This is a genomic window from Paenibacillus sp. V4I9, assembly GCF_030817295.1.
Lineage (GTDB): Bacteria > Bacillota > Bacilli > Paenibacillales > NBRC-103111 > Paenibacillus_E.
The window spans coordinates 2,793,221-2,813,351 of record NZ_JAUSZE010000001.1 but is presented as its reverse complement, the minus strand read 5'-3'; the positions used below and the strand labels follow the sequence as shown (position 1 = coordinate 2,813,351).

Here is a 20,131-nt window from a genome sequence, read left to right as displayed (position 1 = left end):
TCAAGAGGAGACCATATTTCCGTAGAATTTGAGCATGTTGATTCCTTTATTACGTTTCTGCTATTTCTATCTCAGAGGACTTTGCTTAACTTCGAATTTAGTAAAAAGGATCGGCCATTTCCCAACGAGCTGGACAAGAAAGGGAAATAGCTTGACCCACAACAGGCTGTTTACCCGATCGGCTGGCTTGAGTGGAAGCTCGAGTCGATCGTAGAGGATTGCCGCAGCTTCTTCGACAAGTGCTAGCGCCAGGTCTGTGGGAGCAGCTGCGTCGACTGCTTCCAAACGCGGAAGATAGTGCTGACTGATGGATTCCGATAAGTGATGCTCAGACAAGTTGTCTGAACCCATCACTTCCCCCATCCCTAAGCTGACGAGACGTGCAACGTCTGCATCGAAAGCATGGGGAATGCAGTAAATTTCCAACGCTAAGGCTGCTATATATATCTCCCTCAATAAATCGTCTTCTTTAGACTCGGATAATATGGGCTCTTTTAGGTAGGCCGCAACGACCGGTTTGACTGTATCCCAGCTATTTTCTATGCTTTTCATTGTAAACTGCATCATTGCTGCAGCTAGTTCTATGGGTGTAATTTGTTTTTTTTCTGCCTCTTGCATGCTGCTTAACCCTCTTCTCTCTCGTTACTTTTAAAATGAATGGTGAGTTCAATAATTTCTGAGCGGCTGCCTAGACGAATGGGCGGTCCCCACGTACCAAAACCTGAGGAAACGATAGCATGAAGGTTACCTTTGCGCAAGTAGCCCCAATCCAGCTCAAAGAGCCTTCTTGTTATAAGGTGATTAGGCGCCATTTGGCCTCTATGTGTATGACCTGATAGCATCACATCTGCACCAGCATCGGCTGCTTTGTCTAGGTGGTAGGGTTGATGGTCCATCACGATTATAGGTTGTCTGGGATCTTTGCCCTCCAGCAATGTAGCCAGCGCCTTACGTCCATCGTGCGTTCGCTCGGCCGCTTTGTCTTTTCTCCCAACGATGAACAGCCGTTCTTTGATATGAACGGTTTCGTCCATGAGCACACGAATGCCGATCTGATTCATTTGGTCCACGAAGGCAGGAATATGTCCGCCAATGTATTCATGATTACCGAGCACAGCGTAAATCCCTAGTGGAGCCTGAAGTTCTCGCATTGTTTTACCCATATTGTAACGGATAAATGGCTTAATATCATCGTCAATGACATCCCCCGGCAAAAGAATCAAGTCCGGTTTTAAGCCATTGACTTGCTCTACAAGCTTACGCAGATGGCGGTTTCCGACAATTGAGCCCAGATGGATGTCGGAGGCTACTGCGATGCGAAGCTGCTCCCAGTCTCCCGCTTTTTTGGGAACCGTAATGTCATATCTGCGTATAACAGGGCTCCGTGCATTATAAGAACCACGAATCATAGCGATGAGTATAATCCCTACATTTATCCAACCAAGAATAGGAACGTATGTATTTGAAGGAACAGATGCCAGATGGAACACGCCTATCGCCAAATCAGTCAACGGCAGCAGCAGAATACCAAATTGCATGATGGCAAACCAGTATGAGCCGATAATTTTCAATAGTCGGGACACGCCGGCAGGCAGCACCCGCGAGCATACCCATGCTAACAAATACGATAAGGCGACAATCCAGAAGACAATCCAATATAGCCCAGGATGAAACCAAGAACCTAGTTGGTCCGATAGAAAGACTAGGCCGTGCCAACCAATGTAGCCATTCATACCAAAGACAATAATGAATATAAGTGTGATGCTTATTGCCATACGTGCTTTCATGTTGTAACTCTCCCATTCTGTTCTCCAAGCCAGCTCTTCTATATGAGCAGGCTTAACGGCTCTATACACAGCTCATCGTCGTTACGTACATTGCCCACTCGACTCGATACGGGGTAAGCAAACATTTGATCCGCCGGATACGGTTGCAATAATGGCCGTAGCGTGTCGGTGTTTGTAATGCTGCGATCCAACCAAACCGCCTCCATCTCCCTCGGCAAAATGACCGGCATACGCTCATGAATATCCGCCATCAGTTCGTTCGCTTCCGTTGTAACGACGGTGCAGGTAGAAATGCGCGTGCCATCCGGAGATGTCCACGTGTCGTACAGCCCTGCCATACTAAAGATGCCTTTGCTGCGCAGCATAATACGCATCGGCTGCTTATGCTTACCTGTCCCTTTCCAGTCATAGAAGGAGTCCGCCGGAATCAGGCAGCGCTTACGCTCAAACGGCTTGCGGAAGGCAGGTTTGTCCGCGAGCGTCTCAGCTCGTGCATTGAGCATCTGGTAGCCTAGCTTCTCGTCCTTCGCCCACTCTGGAACGAGCCCCCAGCGCAGCTCGCCGAGCTTATTCTTCTCCCCGTCATGGACGATCGCCATGATTTGCTGTCCCGGTGCTACATTATATTTTGGGCTGTATCTTCCAGGATATTTATAATAAATATCATAATGAAGCATAAGCTCCTCTAACGTCACGGTGATCGTATAGCGTCCGCACATCTGTGCCCATCTTCTCCTTCGCATGGTTCTCCCACTCTATTAGTTCCGCAACACTCTTCCTCCATTATGAGAAAAAGAATTACTCACGTCAATTCGCGTAAGCCCGAGGGAGATTTCTCCATCGGGCTTACTGTCTTGGTCTTGCTATTATTTCGAGCTTCTCTCGTTCTACGCTTTCTGTTCATCAACTTTCGGAGCGTTATACACACTTGCTACCAGATGATCAATGTACCGTGCTGTTCGCACGCTAATTTCAGCACGCATGTAATCTTTAGCTATGATAAGCGCATCTTCATGCCCACGACATACATAACGGTAGTGAATGGCGCGGTCATTCTTTTCCTCTTCAAATAATTGAATGCTTCGCTGCATCATCTTGGTTTTAACTTCGCTTAAGTCGGCTTGTATATGCGCAGCAAGCGCATGAGCGACTCGGGCATAAAGCATTCGGAGCGTTTCGGAGGATCTCTCGATTTCACTGGCTTTTTTCTTGATCATCCCGTGCATGAGCGGCAGCAAGACATAATCTCGCATAACCCCAATGTCTTCCGCTGTGGGACGGTTGGCCGGAGCAGGTCTATCACTGCGCTGGTTCTGAAAAGCCTCTCGATGCTGAGGCAGCATCATCCTGCTGGATTCCCATAGGCCGTTTTTTTCCAATTTTTTGCTCATTTATAATGCCCTCCGATTTTGAGCGCCCTGTTCTGCGCTTGGCCGGCTGTTGTGAGCGAGGAAGCACGAACAATCGCCGCGTTGCCGAATCGGTCCTTGATGCTGTCCGTCACTTTTTCAAGCGCTCGCGCCTTGATCTGATCCTCGAAGAGGGTAAGCTGGTAGGTATCATCATCTACTAACTGGCTCAGCATGACACCAGCTCGACGTACCGGCATGGTGTCCCAGAACTTGTAGAAAAGCTTTTTCACAGCTTGAAACACCGTACTTGTATGATTCGTAGGATCAGGCATCTTCATTTGACGCGAAAAGCCCGTCGGGGCGTCGAAAGGACTGCACATACAGCTTACGGTAACAATTGAAGCCATATAGCCTTTGCGCCTACAGTCGCGGCACACCTCTTCCGTAAGCTCGAGCAGGATGGTATCTACTTCAGAGGAGTCCGCGTAGTCCCTCGGCAAAGTCATCATATGGCCTACGGACTTCGGAGGCGTATCAAACGTACCCGGCGTGACCGGACTATCATCCAGCCCGTTCGCTGTTCGCCACATGACTTCGGCGTGAATGTCCGACTGCTTGCCGAAGCGTGCGCGGAATTTATTCTTGAGCTGCGGCAGCGGCGTTCTCGCCACATCGCCAATCAAATACATACCTAGCTTGGCAAAATGGGCGGTCATTCGAGAACCGACACCAAACATTTTACTTACAGGCTGCTCCCACAAGTATTTCTCCACGTCTGATGGGTGCAGCGTGAAAATGCCACTTTCATTCTTTTTAGCCCAAATATCGGTCGCGATCTTCGCAAGTATTTTATTAGAACTAATCCCTATGCGAACCTTTACCCCCGTTTGACTGAACACCTTTAGCTGAATGGTTTTCGCAATCGTGATCGGATCTCCGAACATAGATAAACTCGCTGTAACATCAAGAAACTGCTCGTCAATACTGAAAATTTCAACAAGATCGGTAAACTCTTCGTAAATCTTGGTAATCTGCAGCGAAACATCAATATAATGCTGCATGTGCGGACGCATCACGATCAGCTCAGGACACTTCTTAAGCGCTTCACCCAAACGTTCAGCTGTGGATACGCCGTATTGCTTGGCAACGGGGCAGGCGGCTAGAATGATACCCGATCTTAGAGCAGGGTCTCCTGCAACAGCAACCGGTTTATTCTCCAAGCCCGGATGACCCGCTTTCTCCACACTGGCATAGAAGCTCTGACAATCGGCAAGGAAGATCGTTCGTTCCCCGCCGTGGCGATCTTTGCTCACCGCAATCCCCCCCGCATATTCATGAGCGTGGTCATAAGCTCAGCCTTGACCAAGCTGCGAAGCATCGTGAAATGATGAATATAGCCTCGGACTTTGTATTCTACGTTAATGCCTAAGGCATTCATTTCGGTATGGATAACTTTAATATCTCGTTTCTTCATCTGGCTCTTAATACTTTGTAATTCCGGATAAATAGCCATTTCAACCTCTCTGAGATAAAAAAGAATATGATTGTACACGATTTTATCCTTATAAACCTTGAGCTCCTCCATATCCCTTGCCAGCATATCGAGCAAAATGGGCAGCAGCGTGTATTCCTTAACAATTTGAACATCCTCTTCTGTCTCAATTCTTGAACTTGAGCTAACTTTCATATTTCCACCACCATATGCGAACATATATTCGTGTTACTTATTATATACCGAACACGTATTCGTTATGCAAGTGAATTTTTCTGGAAGCAAAAAAAGCCACTTAACAGGGTATCTTTAACCCTGCAAGTGGCGCATTTGTTTAGTCTATCGAAACATGGACCAGAGTTTGATCAAGTGAAAGGCGTTAGATGGATCAATCTTTTGTGCAAGGATAAACTGCAAAATTTGGGTCGTTTGGCTTCCGCTTAGCTTCTCACCGAGAATGCCGGCGGCAAGTCCTATTAAGCGCGTAACTTTGGTATGATTTTGTAAATCAGCCTTCGTAACACCCTGCAGCAGCATTTTAATGCGTTCTTTGATCTCTGGATTTTTCATCTTGAACTTTACGCGCTCTACGAGCGCAGGATCGATGCCATAATGGTGATAGCTCATGTTCGCACCTCCGATAACCTGTCATGCTCCTATCTTATGAGTAAACGCATGCAAACTTGACTAGGACTCCTGTATAAAACAAGAAACAGCTGCCGCTGTCGGCAACTGTCTCCTTTTTTTGCTATTGCTACATATAAATCGCGATCATGATGACACATAGACTATTTAGCATAACAAGCAGCGGCATGCCAATGACGAATGAGGTATGTTTCGTCTTATGGCGCCAAACCCGCATACCGAGCCACCCGCCAATCCCGCCACCGAGAGCAGCCAATATAAAAAGACGTTTTTCAGGCACTCTACGCCCGCCTTTTTTGGCTTGTCCCTTGTCATGTCCCATTTCTATGAACGTAACGATATTCATCAGCAGTAAATAACAGAGGAAATAAGTCAAATTCCATACACCTTCGTTTCCAAAAGAATAGTAAGCTGTCTACTATCATCTTAAAATCGAATGCGGGCACGGTCAAATGTTAATTTATTTCCGTCTTTAGAGTAACTCCAACTCCACAACCGTAGCTCTATGATCCGGCAGCGGATAGCTGGAGTGCTCAGGTCTAGCGAAACTAATGAACGCATCATCCGGATACTGGGCGGCATTCCAAGGACGGCTTAGGAAGAGCTCGGAACCGTCAGATAGCAGCCTTGCTTTCTTCACCTTACCAGCCAACCCGTTCAAGTTAATAGGACCTATGCTTTCCTCAAACAAGTGGGCATACAGCAGATTGCCCTTTTGCGTATACCTGCCCCACTCCGGTTTCGGTAAGTAGGCTTGCCCGCAGCCGTAAATGCTGTCCCCATTTTTCTGAACCCAATTGCCGATCTCTGCCAAAATGTCCAGCGACTCCTTCGGAATCTCTCCGAGCGCATTCGGACCCACATTCAAGAGCAGATTCCCATTTTTGCTGACACACTCTATCAGCTTCCGGATAAGGGTAGTTGAGGATTTATATTGGAAATCTTGGGCTGCGTATCCCCAGTTATTATTCAGAGTGATACAAGCTTCCCATGGAAGCGAATTGCCCTCGTCATCCGTCACGCCTTGCGGCGGAATGATCTGTTCCGGTGAAGCAAAATCTCCCGAATAGCTGAGCGGATTTTTAGTGAAAATAGTTCCGCCTTCTTCACCGCTTGCGTCCAATCGGTTGTCTACGATGATATGTGGTTGCAGAGATCGAATCATCGCCATCAGCTCGGTTGCTTTCCATGTCTCACCCTTCATGCGATCATAAGAGAAGTCGAACCACATAACATCCAACTTACCATAGTTCGTCAGCAGCTCTCTTACTTGCCCATGCATGTACTGAAGGTACCGACCGAACGTCTCCGGATTTCTTGTGTAGTTCTCATTATCCCGCATCGGATGAATGCGATCCCCATAAGCCGGATAATCCTCATGATGCCAATCGATTAGCGAATAATAGAGCCCCACCTTTAAACCTTCCGCCCGAAACGCTTCAATAAATTCGCGAACCAAATCTCGCCCGGCGCGTGTATTCGTTGACTTATACTCAGTGAGAGCGCTATCAAATAAACAAAAACCGTCATGATGCTTCGCTGTCAATACGGCATATTTCATACCCGCTTGCTTCGCCGCACGCGCCCACGCCTTAGGATCATAACGGACAGGATCGAATTCATCATAATACGTTTGATAGTCCTCTACCGAAATACGCTCGACACTGCGCACCCATTCTCCTCTAGCTGGAATAGCGTACAGTCCCCAATGAATAAACATACCGAATCGATCCTGCAGAAACCACTGCGTACGCTCTGTTCGTTCTTGAATAATCGGATGATTGCTTGTCATCAGCTACACACCTTTCGCATTTAAACTTCACAGCTTTAGTCTACCAAGCCTGTGCTATAATAGACAGGTACGAAACTAACCTCAATCAGGATATAATTAACATTCTCAGGTGAACATGATGATGAATACGCAGCAAATTACATTCCTATCGGACCTTCTGCAGAACCTACAGATCCACATTTTAGAGGCTCATCTTACGCAGTGTACCACCTCGTGGAAGGAGCTTAATTTTACACCAGAGCATAATAAGCTGTATTGGATTCTGGAAGGCGAAGGCTGGGTTAAGGTTGACCATCAAGAGCTTAATCCTATGCCCGGTCAGCTATGTCTGCTTCCTGCCCACGCGCTCCATTCTTACTCCACGATCAGCGATCGTCCTTATTTAAAATATTGGTGCCACTTCACGGCACATATCGGTTCTTTTGATCTATTTCAATGGCTGGATATTCCTTTGTTCATCCAAATTCGCAATGTCGAACAGATGACGGCATGGTTTCAGGAGCTTGCCACCTTGCATCATGAACCGTCACTAACTTCGCGTTTACGGGAAAAAGCGATCCTGCTGCTAATCATATCCAGCTACTTGGAAGCGGTTCCTGTACAGGTACTGCAAAAGCGTACCGATGAAATGGACCGACTCGGCCAATTACGGCAATTCATTGAGCAGAATCTTCATAAGAGCATCACTGTGGAACAAATGGCCAAGTCCGTTCACCTGCACCCCAATTACTTGATCAAATATTTTAAAAAGCACTTTGGCATGCCCCCGGCCAAGTACATGCAGCGCAAGCGCATCGACAAGGCCAAATTTCTGCTCACGACTACGTCGCTCAGTATGAAAGAAATTGCCGAGCAGACTGGTTATGAGGATACGAACCATTTCGCGAAAAGCTTCCGCAAAGATACCGGCTTTCCACCTACGGAATATCGGATGAATGTGCGGGGGAAAGGATAAAATAGTAAAAAAACGCTAGGATCAGCGACTGACAGTTGTCATCAGTCCATCCTAGCGTTTTGTTTATTTTAGTTATAAGGCTGATTAGTCCAACACTTCGCTGTCAAAAATCTGCGCGCGCTGCAAGTAGGCTCTGAGCGGTATGAACGAAGCCCCCGTCCAGAAGGACGAGTCACCGACAAGCTCAGCCGCATCATCGCGTGCCTGCTCCATGACTTCAAAGTCCGCCATCATGTCGGCGATCCGGAACTCCGGCAGACCGCTTTGCTTCGTGCCGAAGAAGTCCCCCGGCCCGCGCAGCTCTAGATCGCGCCGGGCAATCTCGAAGCCGTCGGTCGTTTCGGTCATCGCCTTCATGCGCTCCTTGCCGACCTCGGTCTTCGGGTCGGCGATGAGCACACAGAAGGACTGGTGCTCGCCGCGGCCCACCCGCCCGCGCAGCTGATGCAGCTGCGACAGGCCGAAGCGGTCGGCGTCGTAGATCACCATCAGCGTGGCGTTCGGCACGTCCACGCCGACTTCGATCACCGTGGTCGACACGAGCGCCTCCACGGTGCCTTCCTTGAATGCGCGCATGATCGCTTCCTTCTCCTGCGCACTCATTCGCCCGTGCAGCAGGCCGATTCGCATGTGCGGAAAATGCTGCTGCAGCTGAATGTGGACGTCGATGGCATTCTGCACGTCCAGCTTGTCCGACTCTTCGATGAGCGGACAAATGATATAGGCCTGCCGCCCTGCGGCGACCTCGCGCTGGATGAAGCCGAGCACACGCTCCAGCATCGCGTGCTGAACCGCGTACGTCTTGATCGGCTTACGCCCCTTCGGCAGCTCACGCAGCGTCGAAACGTCCATGTCGCCGAAGGCCGTAATCGCCAGTGTACGCGGAATTGGCGTCGCGGTCATCGTCAGCACGTCGGGGTTCATGCCCTTGCGCCGCAGGATGCTGCGCTGGTTCACCCCGAAGCGGTGCTGCTCGTCCGTCACGACAAGCCCCAGCTGGCGGAAGTAGACGTCCTCTTGAATGAGGGCATGCGTGCCGACCAGCACGTCGATCATGCCCATCTGCAAGGAAGCCAGCAGATCCCGCCGCTGCCGATCGGTTGAGCTGCCTGTCAGCAGCGCAACCTGCAGCCCGTAGGGCTCGAACAAGCTGTCCAGCGAGCGCTTGTGCTGCTCAGCCAGAATCTCCGTCGGCACCATCAGCGCGCCTTGGTAGCCGGCCTTCACCGTCGCGTAGAGGCCTATGGCCGCGACGATCGTCTTCCCCGCACCGACATCGCCTTGCAGCAGTCGGTTCATGGCGTACGGCTCCTGCATATCGTGCAGGAGCTCGCCTACGACCTTCTTCTGTGACTCCGTCAGCTGGAAGGGGAGCGCGCGCACGAAGGCGCGGACAGCAGGCAAGTCCACCTGCTGCTTCAACCCATCCGCGCGGCTGCGCGTCACGGCGCGGTAAGCCTGGAGCTTGAGCTGGAATAGGAACAGCTCCTCATACACCATGCGCCTGCGCGCCTGCTTGCCTTCCTCCACACCGCTCGGCGTGTGGATGACAGCCAGCGCCTTGCTGCGCGGCATAAACCCATACCTGCCGGTAATGGCTGCCGGCAGCACTTCACTGATCATCGCGCTGTACTGCGTCAGCGCCTGCTGAATAACCTTACGCATCCACTTCTGCGTAACAGAGCCTACAACCGAATACACCGGCTGTATAGTGCCGGTATTGGAATCGCCTTGTCCGGGAAATTCCGAATCGGATACGCTCATTTGCCTGCGCTTGCCGTCCCATTTGCCGGTGAGTATAATCTCCTGCTGCGGCCGCAAGCGGTCCTTCAAGAAGTGGCGGTTAAACCACACCGCCGTCAGCAGGAACTCATCGACCATCACCTTGCAGGATAGTCGGGACTTGCCGCTGTAGCGCTGCAGCACCGGCTCTCCGATGATGTAACCCTTCACAGTGACGCGGTCGCCGTCCTTCACACTAGCTAAATCACGTACCGTGTAATCCTCATACCGGAATGGCACATATTCCAGTAAATCCATAACCGTAAAAATGCCCATGGAGTTCAGCTCAAGTGCCTTCTGAGCGCCCACTCCATGGACTTCGCGTACTTCGAATTGATTCAAATCCATATCTTACACCGTACTAACGAACGCTGCGATGGTACCTGGTCCAGCGTGTGCGCCAATAACAGGTCCCAGTGTAATGTAGTCCACATGCTCCACAACAAATTGCTGCATGATGGCCGCACGCAGCTGCTCCGCACCTTCCAAATTGTTTGCATGAGCAATGTGTAAACTGCGGATTGTCTTACCCGATACATCCGCCGCCAACAGCTCTAGGATTCGCGCAACCGCTTTTTTGTGACCGCGAACCTTATCAATCGCAGCTACTTCGCCCGCTCGATCGAGAGAAAGAATGGGCTTTATGTTTAGCAAAGAACCGAAAAGCGCGGATGCTTTGCCGATTCTTCCACCTTTTTGTAGAAATTCTAGCGTATCTACGAGGAAGTATATGTAAAAGTTCTCTCTCATCGTTCGTACAAGCTCTAAAATCTCTTCGACACTTTGCCCCGCCTTAGCTGCTCGGGCAGCAGCTACAGCAAGAGCGCCAATCCCATAGGAAGCCGAGCAGGAATCGAACACACGAACCTTGCCCGGCGAGTCCTCCAGCATCGTGGTAGCCAACAGCGCTGACTGGTATGTTCCGCTCAACACAGATGCCAAATGAATGGAGATAACCTCCGTATTGGGCTCTTCAAGCAGTCTCTGATACAAGTCCAAAAACTCCGCAGGAGACGGCTGTGACGTACGGGGAAAGTGAGGTGACGAGGTCAGCTTCGGATAAAATTCCTCAGACTGCAGCGTCACCGTATCTAAATATTCTTCATCTCCAAAATGAATCTTGAGAGGCACCATCTCGATATTAAGTTCTTGTCTGAGTGCCAAAGGTATGTCGGCCGTGCTGTCCGTTACGATACGAATGTTTGTCAACAGGGCTCACTCCATTCAACGAATTTACTCCACTGCTAATGGTATTCTTTTACTCGACGGAAAACAGGTACGCATACAAAGGCTGTCCGCCAGGATGAAGCTCAATTTCTATTTCGGGATACGCCGCTTGAATGAACGCCTCTAGCTCCTTCGTCTCTGCATCGACGGCATCTTCTCCGGTGAGGATAGTGACAATTTCGCTGCTTTCTTCAATCATTTCCTCCAGCAGCTTCTTACAAGCATCCAGGAGACTCGGCTCTGAAGATACAATGCGCCCATCTTGGATGCCAATAAAATGGCCCTGTTTGATGTCAATACCGTCCATGTTCGTATCGCGCACAGCGTAAGTAACTTGGCCCGATTTTACACGTCGAAGTGATTCACTCATGGCTTCCGTATTTGTTTTGGCATCCGCCTTCTCTTGGAACGCCAGAATGGCAGCAAGACCTTGCGGAATCGATTTAGATGGGATCACAATTAGCGTTTTATTGTCTACCAGTTCAATAGCTTGCTGCGCAGCCAAAATAATGTTGGAATTGTTGGGCAGCACATAAATGGTGTCTGCATCAATGCTGTTAACCGCATTCACAATATCCTCGGTGCTTGGGTTCATCGTCTGTCCACCGGACAGAACGACATCGACGCCTACACTAGACAAAATATCGGTAATGCCATCACCTAGAGCAACCGCAACGAAACCATATGCCTTGCTTGGCGGTACAGCTATGGCCGTAGTAGAAACAGAAGCTTCGTACCCTTCGGTCATATCTTCCAATATATATGAATGCTGATCGCGCATATTTTCAATTTTGATACGGCTCAGAGCACCGTAATTCATGGCTTGGTTCATTACTTCCCCCGGGTATTCGGCGTGAATATGAACCTTCACCAACTCGTCATCGGCTACAACCAGCAGCGAATCCCCCAACTTGCTCAGTTGATCACGGAACGTGCCTTCATCGAAAACTAGTCCTTTGATCTTGCCTGGAGCAATCGTCAGCATAAATTCCGTACAATATCCGAATTCGATGTCTTCCGTAGCCAAATATGCCTGTGCGGGAAGATGTGCGTGCACTTCCTTCGCTAGGTTCATGCCGGGAACGAGTGAAACCGCACCAAGTGTTGTATCCATCGTAGCATAGTCATCGTTCACTTGAACCAGACCGCCGCTTAACGCCGCTACAAAGCCTTCATAAACACATACAAGCCCTTGTCCGCCTGCATCTACCACACCGACCTGTTTGAGCACAGCAAGCTGCTCAGGCGTTCTAGCGAGGGCTTCCTTCGCTTTGCCCAGAACCTCCTGCATGAGATCAAGCAGGTCACTTCCACGCCGATACTGTGTAGCATGCTTAGCTGCTTCTTTCGATACCGTCAAAATCGTTCCTTCCACCGGCTTCACAACAGCTTTGTAAGCTGTCTCTACACCTTGCTGCAGAGCGCCCGCGAATTGCTGTACATTTACATGCTCAAGATCATGCACATGTTTCGCGAATCCGCGAAACAGCTGTGACAGAATAACCCCTGAGTTGCCTCTTGCGCCCATCAGTAACCCTTTCGACAATGCATCAGCTGCTTTCCCAATATGGGAGGATGGCTTCTTTTTAAGTTCCTCACAACCCGCAGTGAGTGTCAAATTCATGTTGGTGCCGGTATCTCCGTCGGGTACAGGAAAAACGTTCAATCCATTAACCTTATCTACATTTCTACGAAGGTTATCCGCACCCGCCAAGACCATGGCTGTGAAGTCATTTCCATTTATTGAAATAAAGCGCTTACTCAAAGTGATTCCCCTTCCTGGTTATCGGGCTTTTACTTGGCTACACGAACGCCTTGAACAAAGATATTCACATCGTCTACATGAAGCCCTACAACGTCATTCAAAATATATTTGACTTTCGTTTGGACATTACCTGCGACTACGGATATTTTCGTTCCATAGCTGACAATAATATAAAGATCAATTTCGAGTCGCCCGTTTTCATGGCGGACTTCCACGCCGCGGCTTAAATTGTCCCGGCCTAGCAATTCAGCTATTCCGTCTTTCAGTTGCTTTCTCGTCGCCATGCCAACAAGTCCATAACAATCTAACGCAGCGGATCCCGCCAGTGTTGAAATCACTTCATTGGTAATATACACTTTTCCGTACTCGGTTGTGAGTTCAATTGGCATTATCTAACAACTCCTTCAAGTTTCGCTTTAGCAAGACTAACTTTGTAAGCATTCCCTTTCCTACTTGCTTTAGCAAATTCGACTTAATAAGTCAATTACTATGTACTTGGAATGTGGGCTAATCTTCATTGTACTATAACATACTGAATAAATAAACGGCAAAAGTGCAGGTAATTCGTTGACTAGGCTCCTTTTGCTATGCTATTATATTTAAGTGTGTTTTTGCTGGTTATATTATGAATCGCAACAAACCAAACAATGTCTAAAATTATGGAAAGCTGTCATGTCAAGCTTAGGCTTGCCACCCAGGCTGCTTTGTATACTGCCCAAGGAGGTGTCAAACATGTCCCGCAAATGTTTCATTACAGGTAAAAGTCCTTCTTCAGGAAATCACGTGTCCCACGCTAACAATAAAAACAAGCGTACTTGGGGAGTTAACGTTCAAAAGGTTCGCATCCTCGTTGATGGCAAACCAAAACGGGTTTACGTAAGTACTCGTGCGTTGAAATCCGGAAAAGTGGCTCGCGTTTAATTTGTAGCTGCGCATACTTACACTTTCTTATGTGAAAGACAAAAAGCACCTTATCGGTGCTTTTTTTGCATTTCTGGGGGAATGGGGTAAGTATTGTGTTGGCCTAGTTTTTACTAAACGTATTAAGTACGGCTTTCACGAATCCACCCAAAAATCTTGGTAGTTTGATTGTGTAGAACTTCATTCTCTACCCCTCCTTAGAGTTTTCGTCAGAAAACTGACTTCATGAGCATTCGCTTAGAGTTTTCGTGAGATAAACCTCTACCGAGGTCTTACGAAGATGAGCGACCGCGCTTAGAGGAAGGCAGAAAACTGACTCCATGAGCACAGACTTCAAGTTTTCAGAAGAAACTTACGTCGTAAGCATATGCTTTCACAAGTTGCATGACTGCTCCTTAGCATCGTTACAACAGTATATGCCCGGACCGTAAAAAAGTGCCTTCTATTTTTACTTTCTCCCACAATTCGCTCGCTTCCAGAAAACAAAAAAAGCTACAAGAGCGCTTCACTCTTGTAACTATATGTATGCGGCTATGGTGCAGTTATGCCCAGCTGCGTGTAAAGCGCATAAATTAAACTGAAAATAAAATAGAAGAGAACAGAAATAACGATGAACCAAATGCGAAACCCAATTTGCTCAAACCGACGAAAGAATCGCATCCCTACATACAGGGCGCCAAGCGAGAATATATACTTCGAGACATCATGTATATTTGAAAAACACGCCAATAGGATTGCGCAAAGCAAACTATACATCAATAACCAGAGAAATCTCATTGTCCTTCGTTCCCCCTCTACCCGCGAATTCGCCTGATAGCCTCGGCACGATCGGACTGCCCAAACACAGCATTGCCAGCAACCAACACATCGGCTCCAGCTTCCACCACCTGGCGAGCCGTCACCTGGTTAATACCGCCGTCCACTTCAATATGAAGCCCCTTCAATCCCTTAGCATTCGCTTGCTCACGAAGCGTGCGAATTTTGCTCAGCATGCCAGGAATGAAAGCCTGTCCACCGAATCCAGGATTGACCGTCATAATAAGCACAAGATCCAGCTGTTCATCGAGTACATGCTCGATCAGCGAAATCGGGGTTGCAGGATTCAGCACAACCCCCGCTTTAATCCCGCTTTGCTTAATAAGATGAAGTGTCCGATGCAGATGCGTACATGCCTCCACATGGACGGATATCAAATCGGCACCCGCTTTGACAAAATCAGGTATATAGCGATCTGGCTGCTCAATCATCAAATGAACATCAAGCGGCAGCTTGGTCATTGGGCGTATCGCTTCAACTACAAGTGGACCAATTGTGATATTTGGCACGAAATGGCCGTCCATGACATCCACATGGATCCAGTCGGCTCCGCCAAGCTCCGCTTCCTTAATCTCTTCCCCAAGTTTAGCGAAATTGGCTGATAAAATAGAAGGTGCTACGTATACCATCCGTCCTAATACCTCCTCTTCCGATCCTTGATTTCAGTTAAAAACAACAAGTAATGATCAAACCGAGAAGCTGCAATAACTCCCTCGGCTACCGCATCACGAACCTTGCAATCCGGCTCATGCAGGTGCAAACAGCCTCTGAACCTGCAGCCCTCCGCTATCGCGGCAAACTCCTTAAAGCAGCTGCTGAGACCCTCTGCTTCGACTTCCATAAAGTCTAACTGGCTGAATCCCGGCGTATCGGCTACAAGGCCACCATTCGTGAGTGGCAGCAGCTCAACATGACGTGTGGTATGCTTTCCTCTGCCTAATCGCTGAGAAATGGCATTCGTCTCCAGATTAAGACCACTAATCATTGCGTTAAGCAGAGAAGACTTACCCACACCGGATTGTCCAGCAAAAACACTGACGGCTCCGTCCAAATGATGCAGAATCGCTTCCACGCCTTCTTGCAGCTTAGAACTCGTCTTCACTACCGTATAACCGATTCCCTCATAGAGCTTCGTAATCCGCTCCAGCTCGGCAACCGTCATTTCTTTGGGAACGGACGACTCATCATCTTTCGTCAATAAATCACTTTTCGTGAAACATAACAAAACATCAATGCCCGTATTTTCGATATGGACCAGAAATTTATCTAACAACTGCAAATTGAGAACAGGCTCTGTCACCGAAAAAACGAGCACAACCACGTTTACATTGGCGATTGGAGGTCGTATGAGCTCCGAAGTGCGGGGAAGGATTTCAGTAACGGTCCCTTCCCCATTCTCCGTTTCCGCGTACATAACGCGATCTCCTACAAGGGGGGTTATGTTTCTGTTTTTGAAAACGCCTCTTCCGCGGCAAGTAACCGTCTTGGCTTCACGGAGATCGGCCTCCTCAGGCAATACGTAATAATAGCCGCTCAGCGCTTTTACGATATATCCTTGCGGCATTAAGGTGTGCCTCCAGCAGGTGGTTTAGAGACAGTGCCGCCTGTTTGCCCATTTCCAGTGCCGCCAACCGGAATAGCCGGTCCATTGCTTTGCTGTTTAGGCGATGGCGATGGTGACGTGGAAGGACTAGGTGATACTGTCTTTCCATTTTTTTGATCCAAGTAGTCTTGATATGTGCGAGTAATGGAGTTGACCAAGTTATCTCCTTCTTTAATCAAGATGACAGCTTTCTTATCTGGAGAAACAATGACTTTGACATCCATATTCTGAGGCTTCGATACTTTTTCTGTTTTGTATTCAAAGTTCTCATACTGGGCATCACTTACGACAATTTTGAACTCAGAATCTTTGCCTTCCGTCGTCGGCTTAACAGCAATACTTACCGTAAGCTGTCCGGCATCCTCCGGCAATCCGTCGCTAATGATCAAAGAAATCTCAGAGCCAACGGATACATCCTGGTTTTTTTCAAAAGGAAACTGTTTGACAACCTTCCCTTTCGCGACTTTGTAGCTTTTCTCACGGGTAATGCCATTCACAGGGAGCTTAAGATTCAGCTTTGTGAGTTGGGCCTTAGCTTCTGCTTCCGTCATTCCGACGAGATCCGGCATTTTGAACGTTTCCTTGGCTTTGCTTACGGTAAAAGCAATTACCGCTTTGTCAAGCTCAAACTCTTCGCCAGCCAAAGGGGATTGCTTCAAAATCATATCTGGAGCACCATCAGTCGTCTCTTGTGTAATCGTAATCTGATCATCCTTGATGCCGAGGGCTTGCAGCTTCAGCTTAACATCCTTAAATGGTTGCCCTGCATAATTATCCATCTTGATTTTGGGCATACCCTTACTAACATACAGCGTCACTTTGGTGCCCAAATTCATTCTCATCCCCGTAGGATCTTGACGAATGACAATGTCTTTAGCAAGCTTGCTGTCCAAATCATATTCAACCGTGGAGCTGAGTTTAACCGCCGTCAATTCAGCTTGAGCTTGAATCAACGGTTTGCCTGCCACATTGGGAACCTCGACGGTTTCAATGGCAAACATCCCTTTCACGTACCCGACCATATACCACATAGCGCCGAGCACCATTAACAAAACGACAATCCAAATGAGCGGCTTAATCCACCCTTTCCCTTTAGAAGGAGCAGGCTCTTCCCGCCAGGCAGGTTTCTCGGGCTCATCATCATCTTCGAACTGTCCGAGTTGGTCTGCGCGAATCGCAGGCATCACAAGGGTACGCTCTTCGTCCATCCCATCCGCATCCCAGAAAGCTACCTTCGCTTCATTCCGGCGATCCGGATTCAAACAGGTATCGAGATCTGCCATCATTAGCTTCGCAGACTGGTAGCGTTCTTCAGGCTTTTTGCGCATGGCTCTCAAAATAATGTTTTCCACGCTTTGCGGAATGAGAGGGTTCACCTTACGCGGTTCTTCCACATCTTCCTGCAAATGCTTCAAAGCCACTGAAATCGGGCTCTCACCGAGAAAAGGCAGCCGAGCTGTCAGCATTTGATACATCACGATACCTAGGGAATACAAATCGGATTTCTCCCCTGTATTCGTCCCTTTGGCATGTTCCGGTGAGAAATAGTGCACAGAACCGACAACCGATCCGGTTTGCGTTATGGTGGAAGACGTGGCAGCCCGTGCGATACCGAAATCCGTCACTTTGACACGGCCGTTTTTACCGATCAAAATATTGTGAGGTTTGATATCCCGATGAATGATTTCATTGTGGTGGGCGTGATCGAGGGCATCTGCAATTTGACTCGCGTAGTGAACCGCATCTTCGACCTGCAGCGGTGCTCTCTCTTTGATAACATCATTCAAAGTCGTGCCTTCTATGTATTCCATCACAATATAATGCACGTCTTCTTCTTGTCCGACGTCATAAATACTGACGATATTAGGATGAGAAAGTGAAGCGGCTGCTTGAGCTTCTCTACGGAAACGACGAATGAATTCTTCATCGTGCACATACTGCTGGCGCAGTACTTTCACAGCCACTTTACGATTTAATAATAGATCATGCCCTTTGTAGACTAAAGCCATGCCGCCTCCGCCAATGCGATCTAAGATTTCATAGCGGCCTCCAAGCTTTCTACCGATCAATTCCCATCACCCCTTTTTTCGTCCGAATCATGATCGTGCGCAAGTAAAACGACCGTCACATTATCGTCTCCACCTTCATCAAGCGCGCTTTGAATCAACTGTTCCGCTGCATCTTCCATACGTTCATGTGATTTGACAATTCGTAAAATGTCGCCGGAATCCACCAATCCGCTTAAACCATCCGTACAGATCAGAACGATATCACCCGGACGCCACGCGTACTCATAGAGATCCACCTCTACGCCCGGCTCTGTGCCGAGTGCGCGAGTAATCCAGTTACGTCTAGGGTGATGATCGGCTTCTTCGATGGTAATCTGCCCGTTCTTGACAAGCTCATACACCAAAGAATGATCTTCCGTTAGTTGTGTGATCGATTCATCGGTGATCTTGTAAGCGCGACTGTCACCGATATGTCCAATAATAAGAAGCTCTTGCGAAGCAATAATGGCAACAACCGTCGTGCCCATACCATGATAACTTTCTTGCCCTGAGGCGAATTCATAAATTTTCTCATTCGCCTTTTCAATGGCTTCCTTCAGCACTTGCTTACAAGCTTCCACAGACATTCCCCAATGGATCGATTGCAGCTGATCTGCAATCATTTCGATGGCCATTTGGCTGGCGATATCACCAGCTTGATGTCCCCCCATGCCATCAGCCACAATAGCCAAAGATAGGCCATTGAGATCATGATGGATGGCGGCTTGGTCCTCATTCACTAAACGGACTTTGCCAATATCGGTACGGCTTACCATCTTCATCCGGATTTCACCTCATTACTTGTTCTCCATATGCTTCGCGCGCAATTGTCCACAGGCAGCAGCAATGTCACTACCTTGTTCACGACGTATGGTGGCATTAATTTTGCCCTTCTCAAGAATACGCTGGAAGGTGAAAATATCATCCCTAGGCGTACGTTTGAAATCCCGTTCGGCCACGAAATTCACAGGAATCAGATTCACGTGGCTAAGCGGCATATCCTTCAGCACTTGCGCTAGTTCCTCTGCATGTTCAGGCTGGTCATTCACTTCCCCCATAAGGGCATATTCAAACGTAATTCGTCTGCCGGTTTTGGCAATGTAATACTTACAAGCTTCGATTAAGTCAACGAAAGGAAATCTCCGATTGACCGGCATTAGCTTAGAACGAAGCTTATCGTTCGGAGCATGAATCGAAATCGCCAAATTCACTTGTAAATTCTCATCAGCGAACTTATAAATGTTCGGCACAATCCCACTCGTCGATACTGTGATATGACGTTGTCCAATGTTCAGACCTTTCGGGTGAATCATGACACGAAGGAAATTCATTGTCGCTTCATAATTTTCAAAAGGCTCGCCAATACCCATAATGACGATGGAAGAGATTCGCTCCTCTGACTCATCCAGCAATTTCTGGGCTTTAACAACTTGGGCCACAATCTCACCTGGTCTCAAATCCCGCTTCAAACCGCCCAACGTAGATGCACAAAACGTACACCCTACCCGGCATCCTACCTGCGTTGTTACGCAAATACTGTTGCCGTAGTTGTGCTTCATGACAACTGTTTCAATGGCATTCTTGTCTTCCAATTCAAATAAAAACTTGACCGTACCGTCCTGCGACTGATACTTGGCAATCTCTGTCAACGTAACGAACTCAAACTGATCCTTCAGTTTGTCCCGCAGCGTCTTCGGCAAGTTCGACATCTCATCGAAGCTGAATACCCGCTTTATATACAGCCAGTCAAAAATTTGTCCAGCACGAAACGAGGACTCGCCGTTCTCTTTCACCCAGCTCTGCCACTCATCCCAATTTAAATCATACACAAATGGTTTCACATTCTCACTGACTTTACTAGTCACATTTATCACAACCTGTTGTTATTTCGTCTATTTTTTTGCTAATCGTATGTTATTTTATCACAAAGCGAGAACGAACACACG

21 protein-coding genes are annotated in these 20,131 nt (G+C 48.2%); 2 read left to right on the top strand and 19 right to left on the bottom strand.

Annotated elements, in window-relative coordinates; all coding sequences use genetic code 11:
- Positions 1-66: 66 nt before the first annotated feature.
- From QFZ81_RS12865 to QFZ81_RS12825, 9 genes are all read right to left on the bottom strand, one after another.
- Positions 67-618 (bottom strand): hypothetical protein, encoded by a 552-nt coding sequence (locus QFZ81_RS12865; RefSeq protein ID WP_307443595.1) that lies wholly within the window; start codon positions 616-618, stop codon positions 67-69.
- 5 nt (positions 619-623) lie between these two features.
- Positions 624-1,787 carry a metallophosphoesterase gene (locus tag QFZ81_RS12860; RefSeq protein WP_307602998.1) on the bottom strand — a complete coding sequence of 388 codons (1,164 nt, stop codon included), beginning with the start codon at positions 1,785-1,787 and terminating at the stop codon, positions 624-626.
- 38 nt (positions 1,788-1,825) lie between these two features.
- Entirely contained in the window at positions 1,826-2,506 is a 681-nt protein-coding gene (locus QFZ81_RS12855; RefSeq protein ID WP_307449848.1) for an SOS response-associated peptidase, read from the bottom strand.
- Positions 2,507-2,674: 168 nt separating this feature from the next.
- Entirely contained in the window at positions 2,675-3,178 is a 504-nt protein-coding gene (locus tag QFZ81_RS12850) for a YhjD family protein (RefSeq protein WP_307443599.1), read from the bottom strand.
- Positions 3,175-4,452: a DNA polymerase IV gene (locus QFZ81_RS12845; protein WP_307602996.1), complete on the bottom strand. Its 1,278-nt coding sequence runs from the start codon at positions 4,450-4,452 to the stop codon at positions 3,175-3,177. Before QFZ81_RS12845 ends, QFZ81_RS12850 begins: the two co-directional genes overlap by 4 nt.
- The gene (locus QFZ81_RS12840; RefSeq protein ID WP_057303562.1) at positions 4,449-4,826 is read right to left on the bottom strand and encodes a YhjD family protein; all 378 of its coding nucleotides are present in this window, start codon (positions 4,824-4,826) and stop codon (positions 4,449-4,451) included. The genes QFZ81_RS12845 and QFZ81_RS12840 overlap by 4 nt, the downstream gene beginning before the upstream one ends.
- A gap of 144 nt (positions 4,827-4,970) precedes the next feature.
- A complete protein-coding gene (locus QFZ81_RS12835) occupies positions 4,971-5,258 on the bottom strand; it encodes a stage VI sporulation protein F (protein WP_307443732.1) in 288 nt (95 codons plus the stop codon).
- 127 nt (positions 5,259-5,385) lie between these two features.
- Positions 5,386-5,652 (bottom strand): DUF1294 domain-containing protein, encoded by a 267-nt coding sequence (locus tag QFZ81_RS12830; protein ID WP_307443734.1) that lies wholly within the window; start codon positions 5,650-5,652, stop codon positions 5,386-5,388.
- A gap of 96 nt (positions 5,653-5,748) precedes the next feature.
- Positions 5,749-7,068, bottom strand: coding sequence for an alpha-L-fucosidase (locus QFZ81_RS12825; RefSeq protein WP_307602994.1), 1,320 nt, complete (start codon positions 7,066-7,068; stop codon positions 5,749-5,751).
- Positions 7,069-7,189: 121 nt separating this feature from the next.
- Between QFZ81_RS12825 and QFZ81_RS12820 the strand changes: the two genes are divergently transcribed.
- Positions 7,190-8,023 carry a helix-turn-helix domain-containing protein gene (locus QFZ81_RS12820; protein ID WP_307602992.1) on the top strand — a complete coding sequence of 278 codons (834 nt, stop codon included), beginning with the start codon at positions 7,190-7,192 and terminating at the stop codon, positions 8,021-8,023.
- An 84-nt stretch (positions 8,024-8,107) separates the two neighbouring features.
- Here QFZ81_RS12820 and recG read toward each other — a convergent pair whose 3' ends face one another.
- From recG to QFZ81_RS12800, 4 genes are read right to left on the bottom strand one after another with little or no spacing between them, the layout of a single operon-like run.
- Positions 8,108-10,153 (bottom strand): ATP-dependent DNA helicase RecG, encoded by a 2,046-nt coding sequence (gene recG / locus QFZ81_RS12815; protein WP_307443739.1) that lies wholly within the window; start codon positions 10,151-10,153, stop codon positions 8,108-8,110.
- Positions 10,154-10,156: 3 nt separating this feature from the next.
- Positions 10,157-11,014 carry a DegV family protein gene (locus tag QFZ81_RS12810; RefSeq protein WP_307443741.1) on the bottom strand — a complete coding sequence of 286 codons (858 nt, stop codon included), beginning with the start codon at positions 11,012-11,014 and terminating at the stop codon, positions 10,157-10,159.
- Between the two features lie 49 nt (positions 11,015-11,063).
- The gene (locus QFZ81_RS12805) at positions 11,064-12,797 is read right to left on the bottom strand and encodes a DAK2 domain-containing protein (protein ID WP_307443742.1); all 1,734 of its coding nucleotides are present in this window, start codon (positions 12,795-12,797) and stop codon (positions 11,064-11,066) included.
- Positions 12,798-12,826: 29 nt separating this feature from the next.
- Positions 12,827-13,186: an Asp23/Gls24 family envelope stress response protein gene (locus QFZ81_RS12800; RefSeq protein ID WP_057303556.1), complete on the bottom strand. Its 360-nt coding sequence runs from the start codon at positions 13,184-13,186 to the stop codon at positions 12,827-12,829.
- A 343-nt stretch (positions 13,187-13,529) separates the two neighbouring features.
- Here QFZ81_RS12800 and rpmB point away from each other — a divergent pair, with 343 nt between their 5' ends.
- Positions 13,530-13,718, top strand: a complete 189-nt coding sequence (gene rpmB, locus QFZ81_RS12795) for a 50S ribosomal protein L28 (protein ID WP_029197753.1) — start codon at positions 13,530-13,532, stop codon at positions 13,716-13,718.
- Positions 13,719-13,821: 103 nt separating this feature from the next.
- Here the strand turns inward: rpmB and spoVM are convergent, their stop codons facing one another.
- From spoVM to rlmN, 6 genes are all read right to left on the bottom strand, one after another.
- Positions 13,822-13,902, bottom strand: coding sequence for a stage V sporulation protein SpoVM (gene spoVM / locus QFZ81_RS12790; protein ID WP_036634233.1), 81 nt, complete (start codon positions 13,900-13,902; stop codon positions 13,822-13,824).
- Between the two features lie 610 nt (positions 13,903-14,512).
- The gene (rpe, locus tag QFZ81_RS12785) at positions 14,513-15,163 is read right to left on the bottom strand and encodes a ribulose-phosphate 3-epimerase (RefSeq protein WP_307443746.1); all 651 of its coding nucleotides are present in this window, start codon (positions 15,161-15,163) and stop codon (positions 14,513-14,515) included.
- Positions 15,164-15,168: 5 nt separating this feature from the next.
- A complete protein-coding gene (gene rsgA, locus QFZ81_RS12780; protein WP_307443748.1) occupies positions 15,169-16,098 on the bottom strand; it encodes a ribosome small subunit-dependent GTPase A in 930 nt (309 codons plus the stop codon).
- The gene (gene pknB, locus QFZ81_RS12775) at positions 16,098-18,206 is read right to left on the bottom strand and encodes a Stk1 family PASTA domain-containing Ser/Thr kinase (RefSeq protein WP_307602990.1); all 2,109 of its coding nucleotides are present in this window, start codon (positions 18,204-18,206) and stop codon (positions 16,098-16,100) included. Before pknB ends, rsgA begins: the two co-directional genes overlap by 1 nt.
- Positions 18,203-18,967: a Stp1/IreP family PP2C-type Ser/Thr phosphatase gene (locus QFZ81_RS12770; RefSeq protein ID WP_307443754.1), complete on the bottom strand. Its 765-nt coding sequence runs from the start codon at positions 18,965-18,967 to the stop codon at positions 18,203-18,205. The genes pknB and QFZ81_RS12770 overlap by 4 nt, the downstream gene beginning before the upstream one ends.
- Before the next feature lie 15 nt (positions 18,968-18,982).
- Positions 18,983-20,026 carry a dual-specificity RNA methyltransferase RlmN gene (rlmN, locus tag QFZ81_RS12765; RefSeq protein ID WP_373462770.1) on the bottom strand — a complete coding sequence of 348 codons (1,044 nt, stop codon included), beginning with the start codon at positions 20,024-20,026 and terminating at the stop codon, positions 18,983-18,985.
- Between the last annotated feature and the right edge of the window lie 105 nt (positions 20,027-20,131).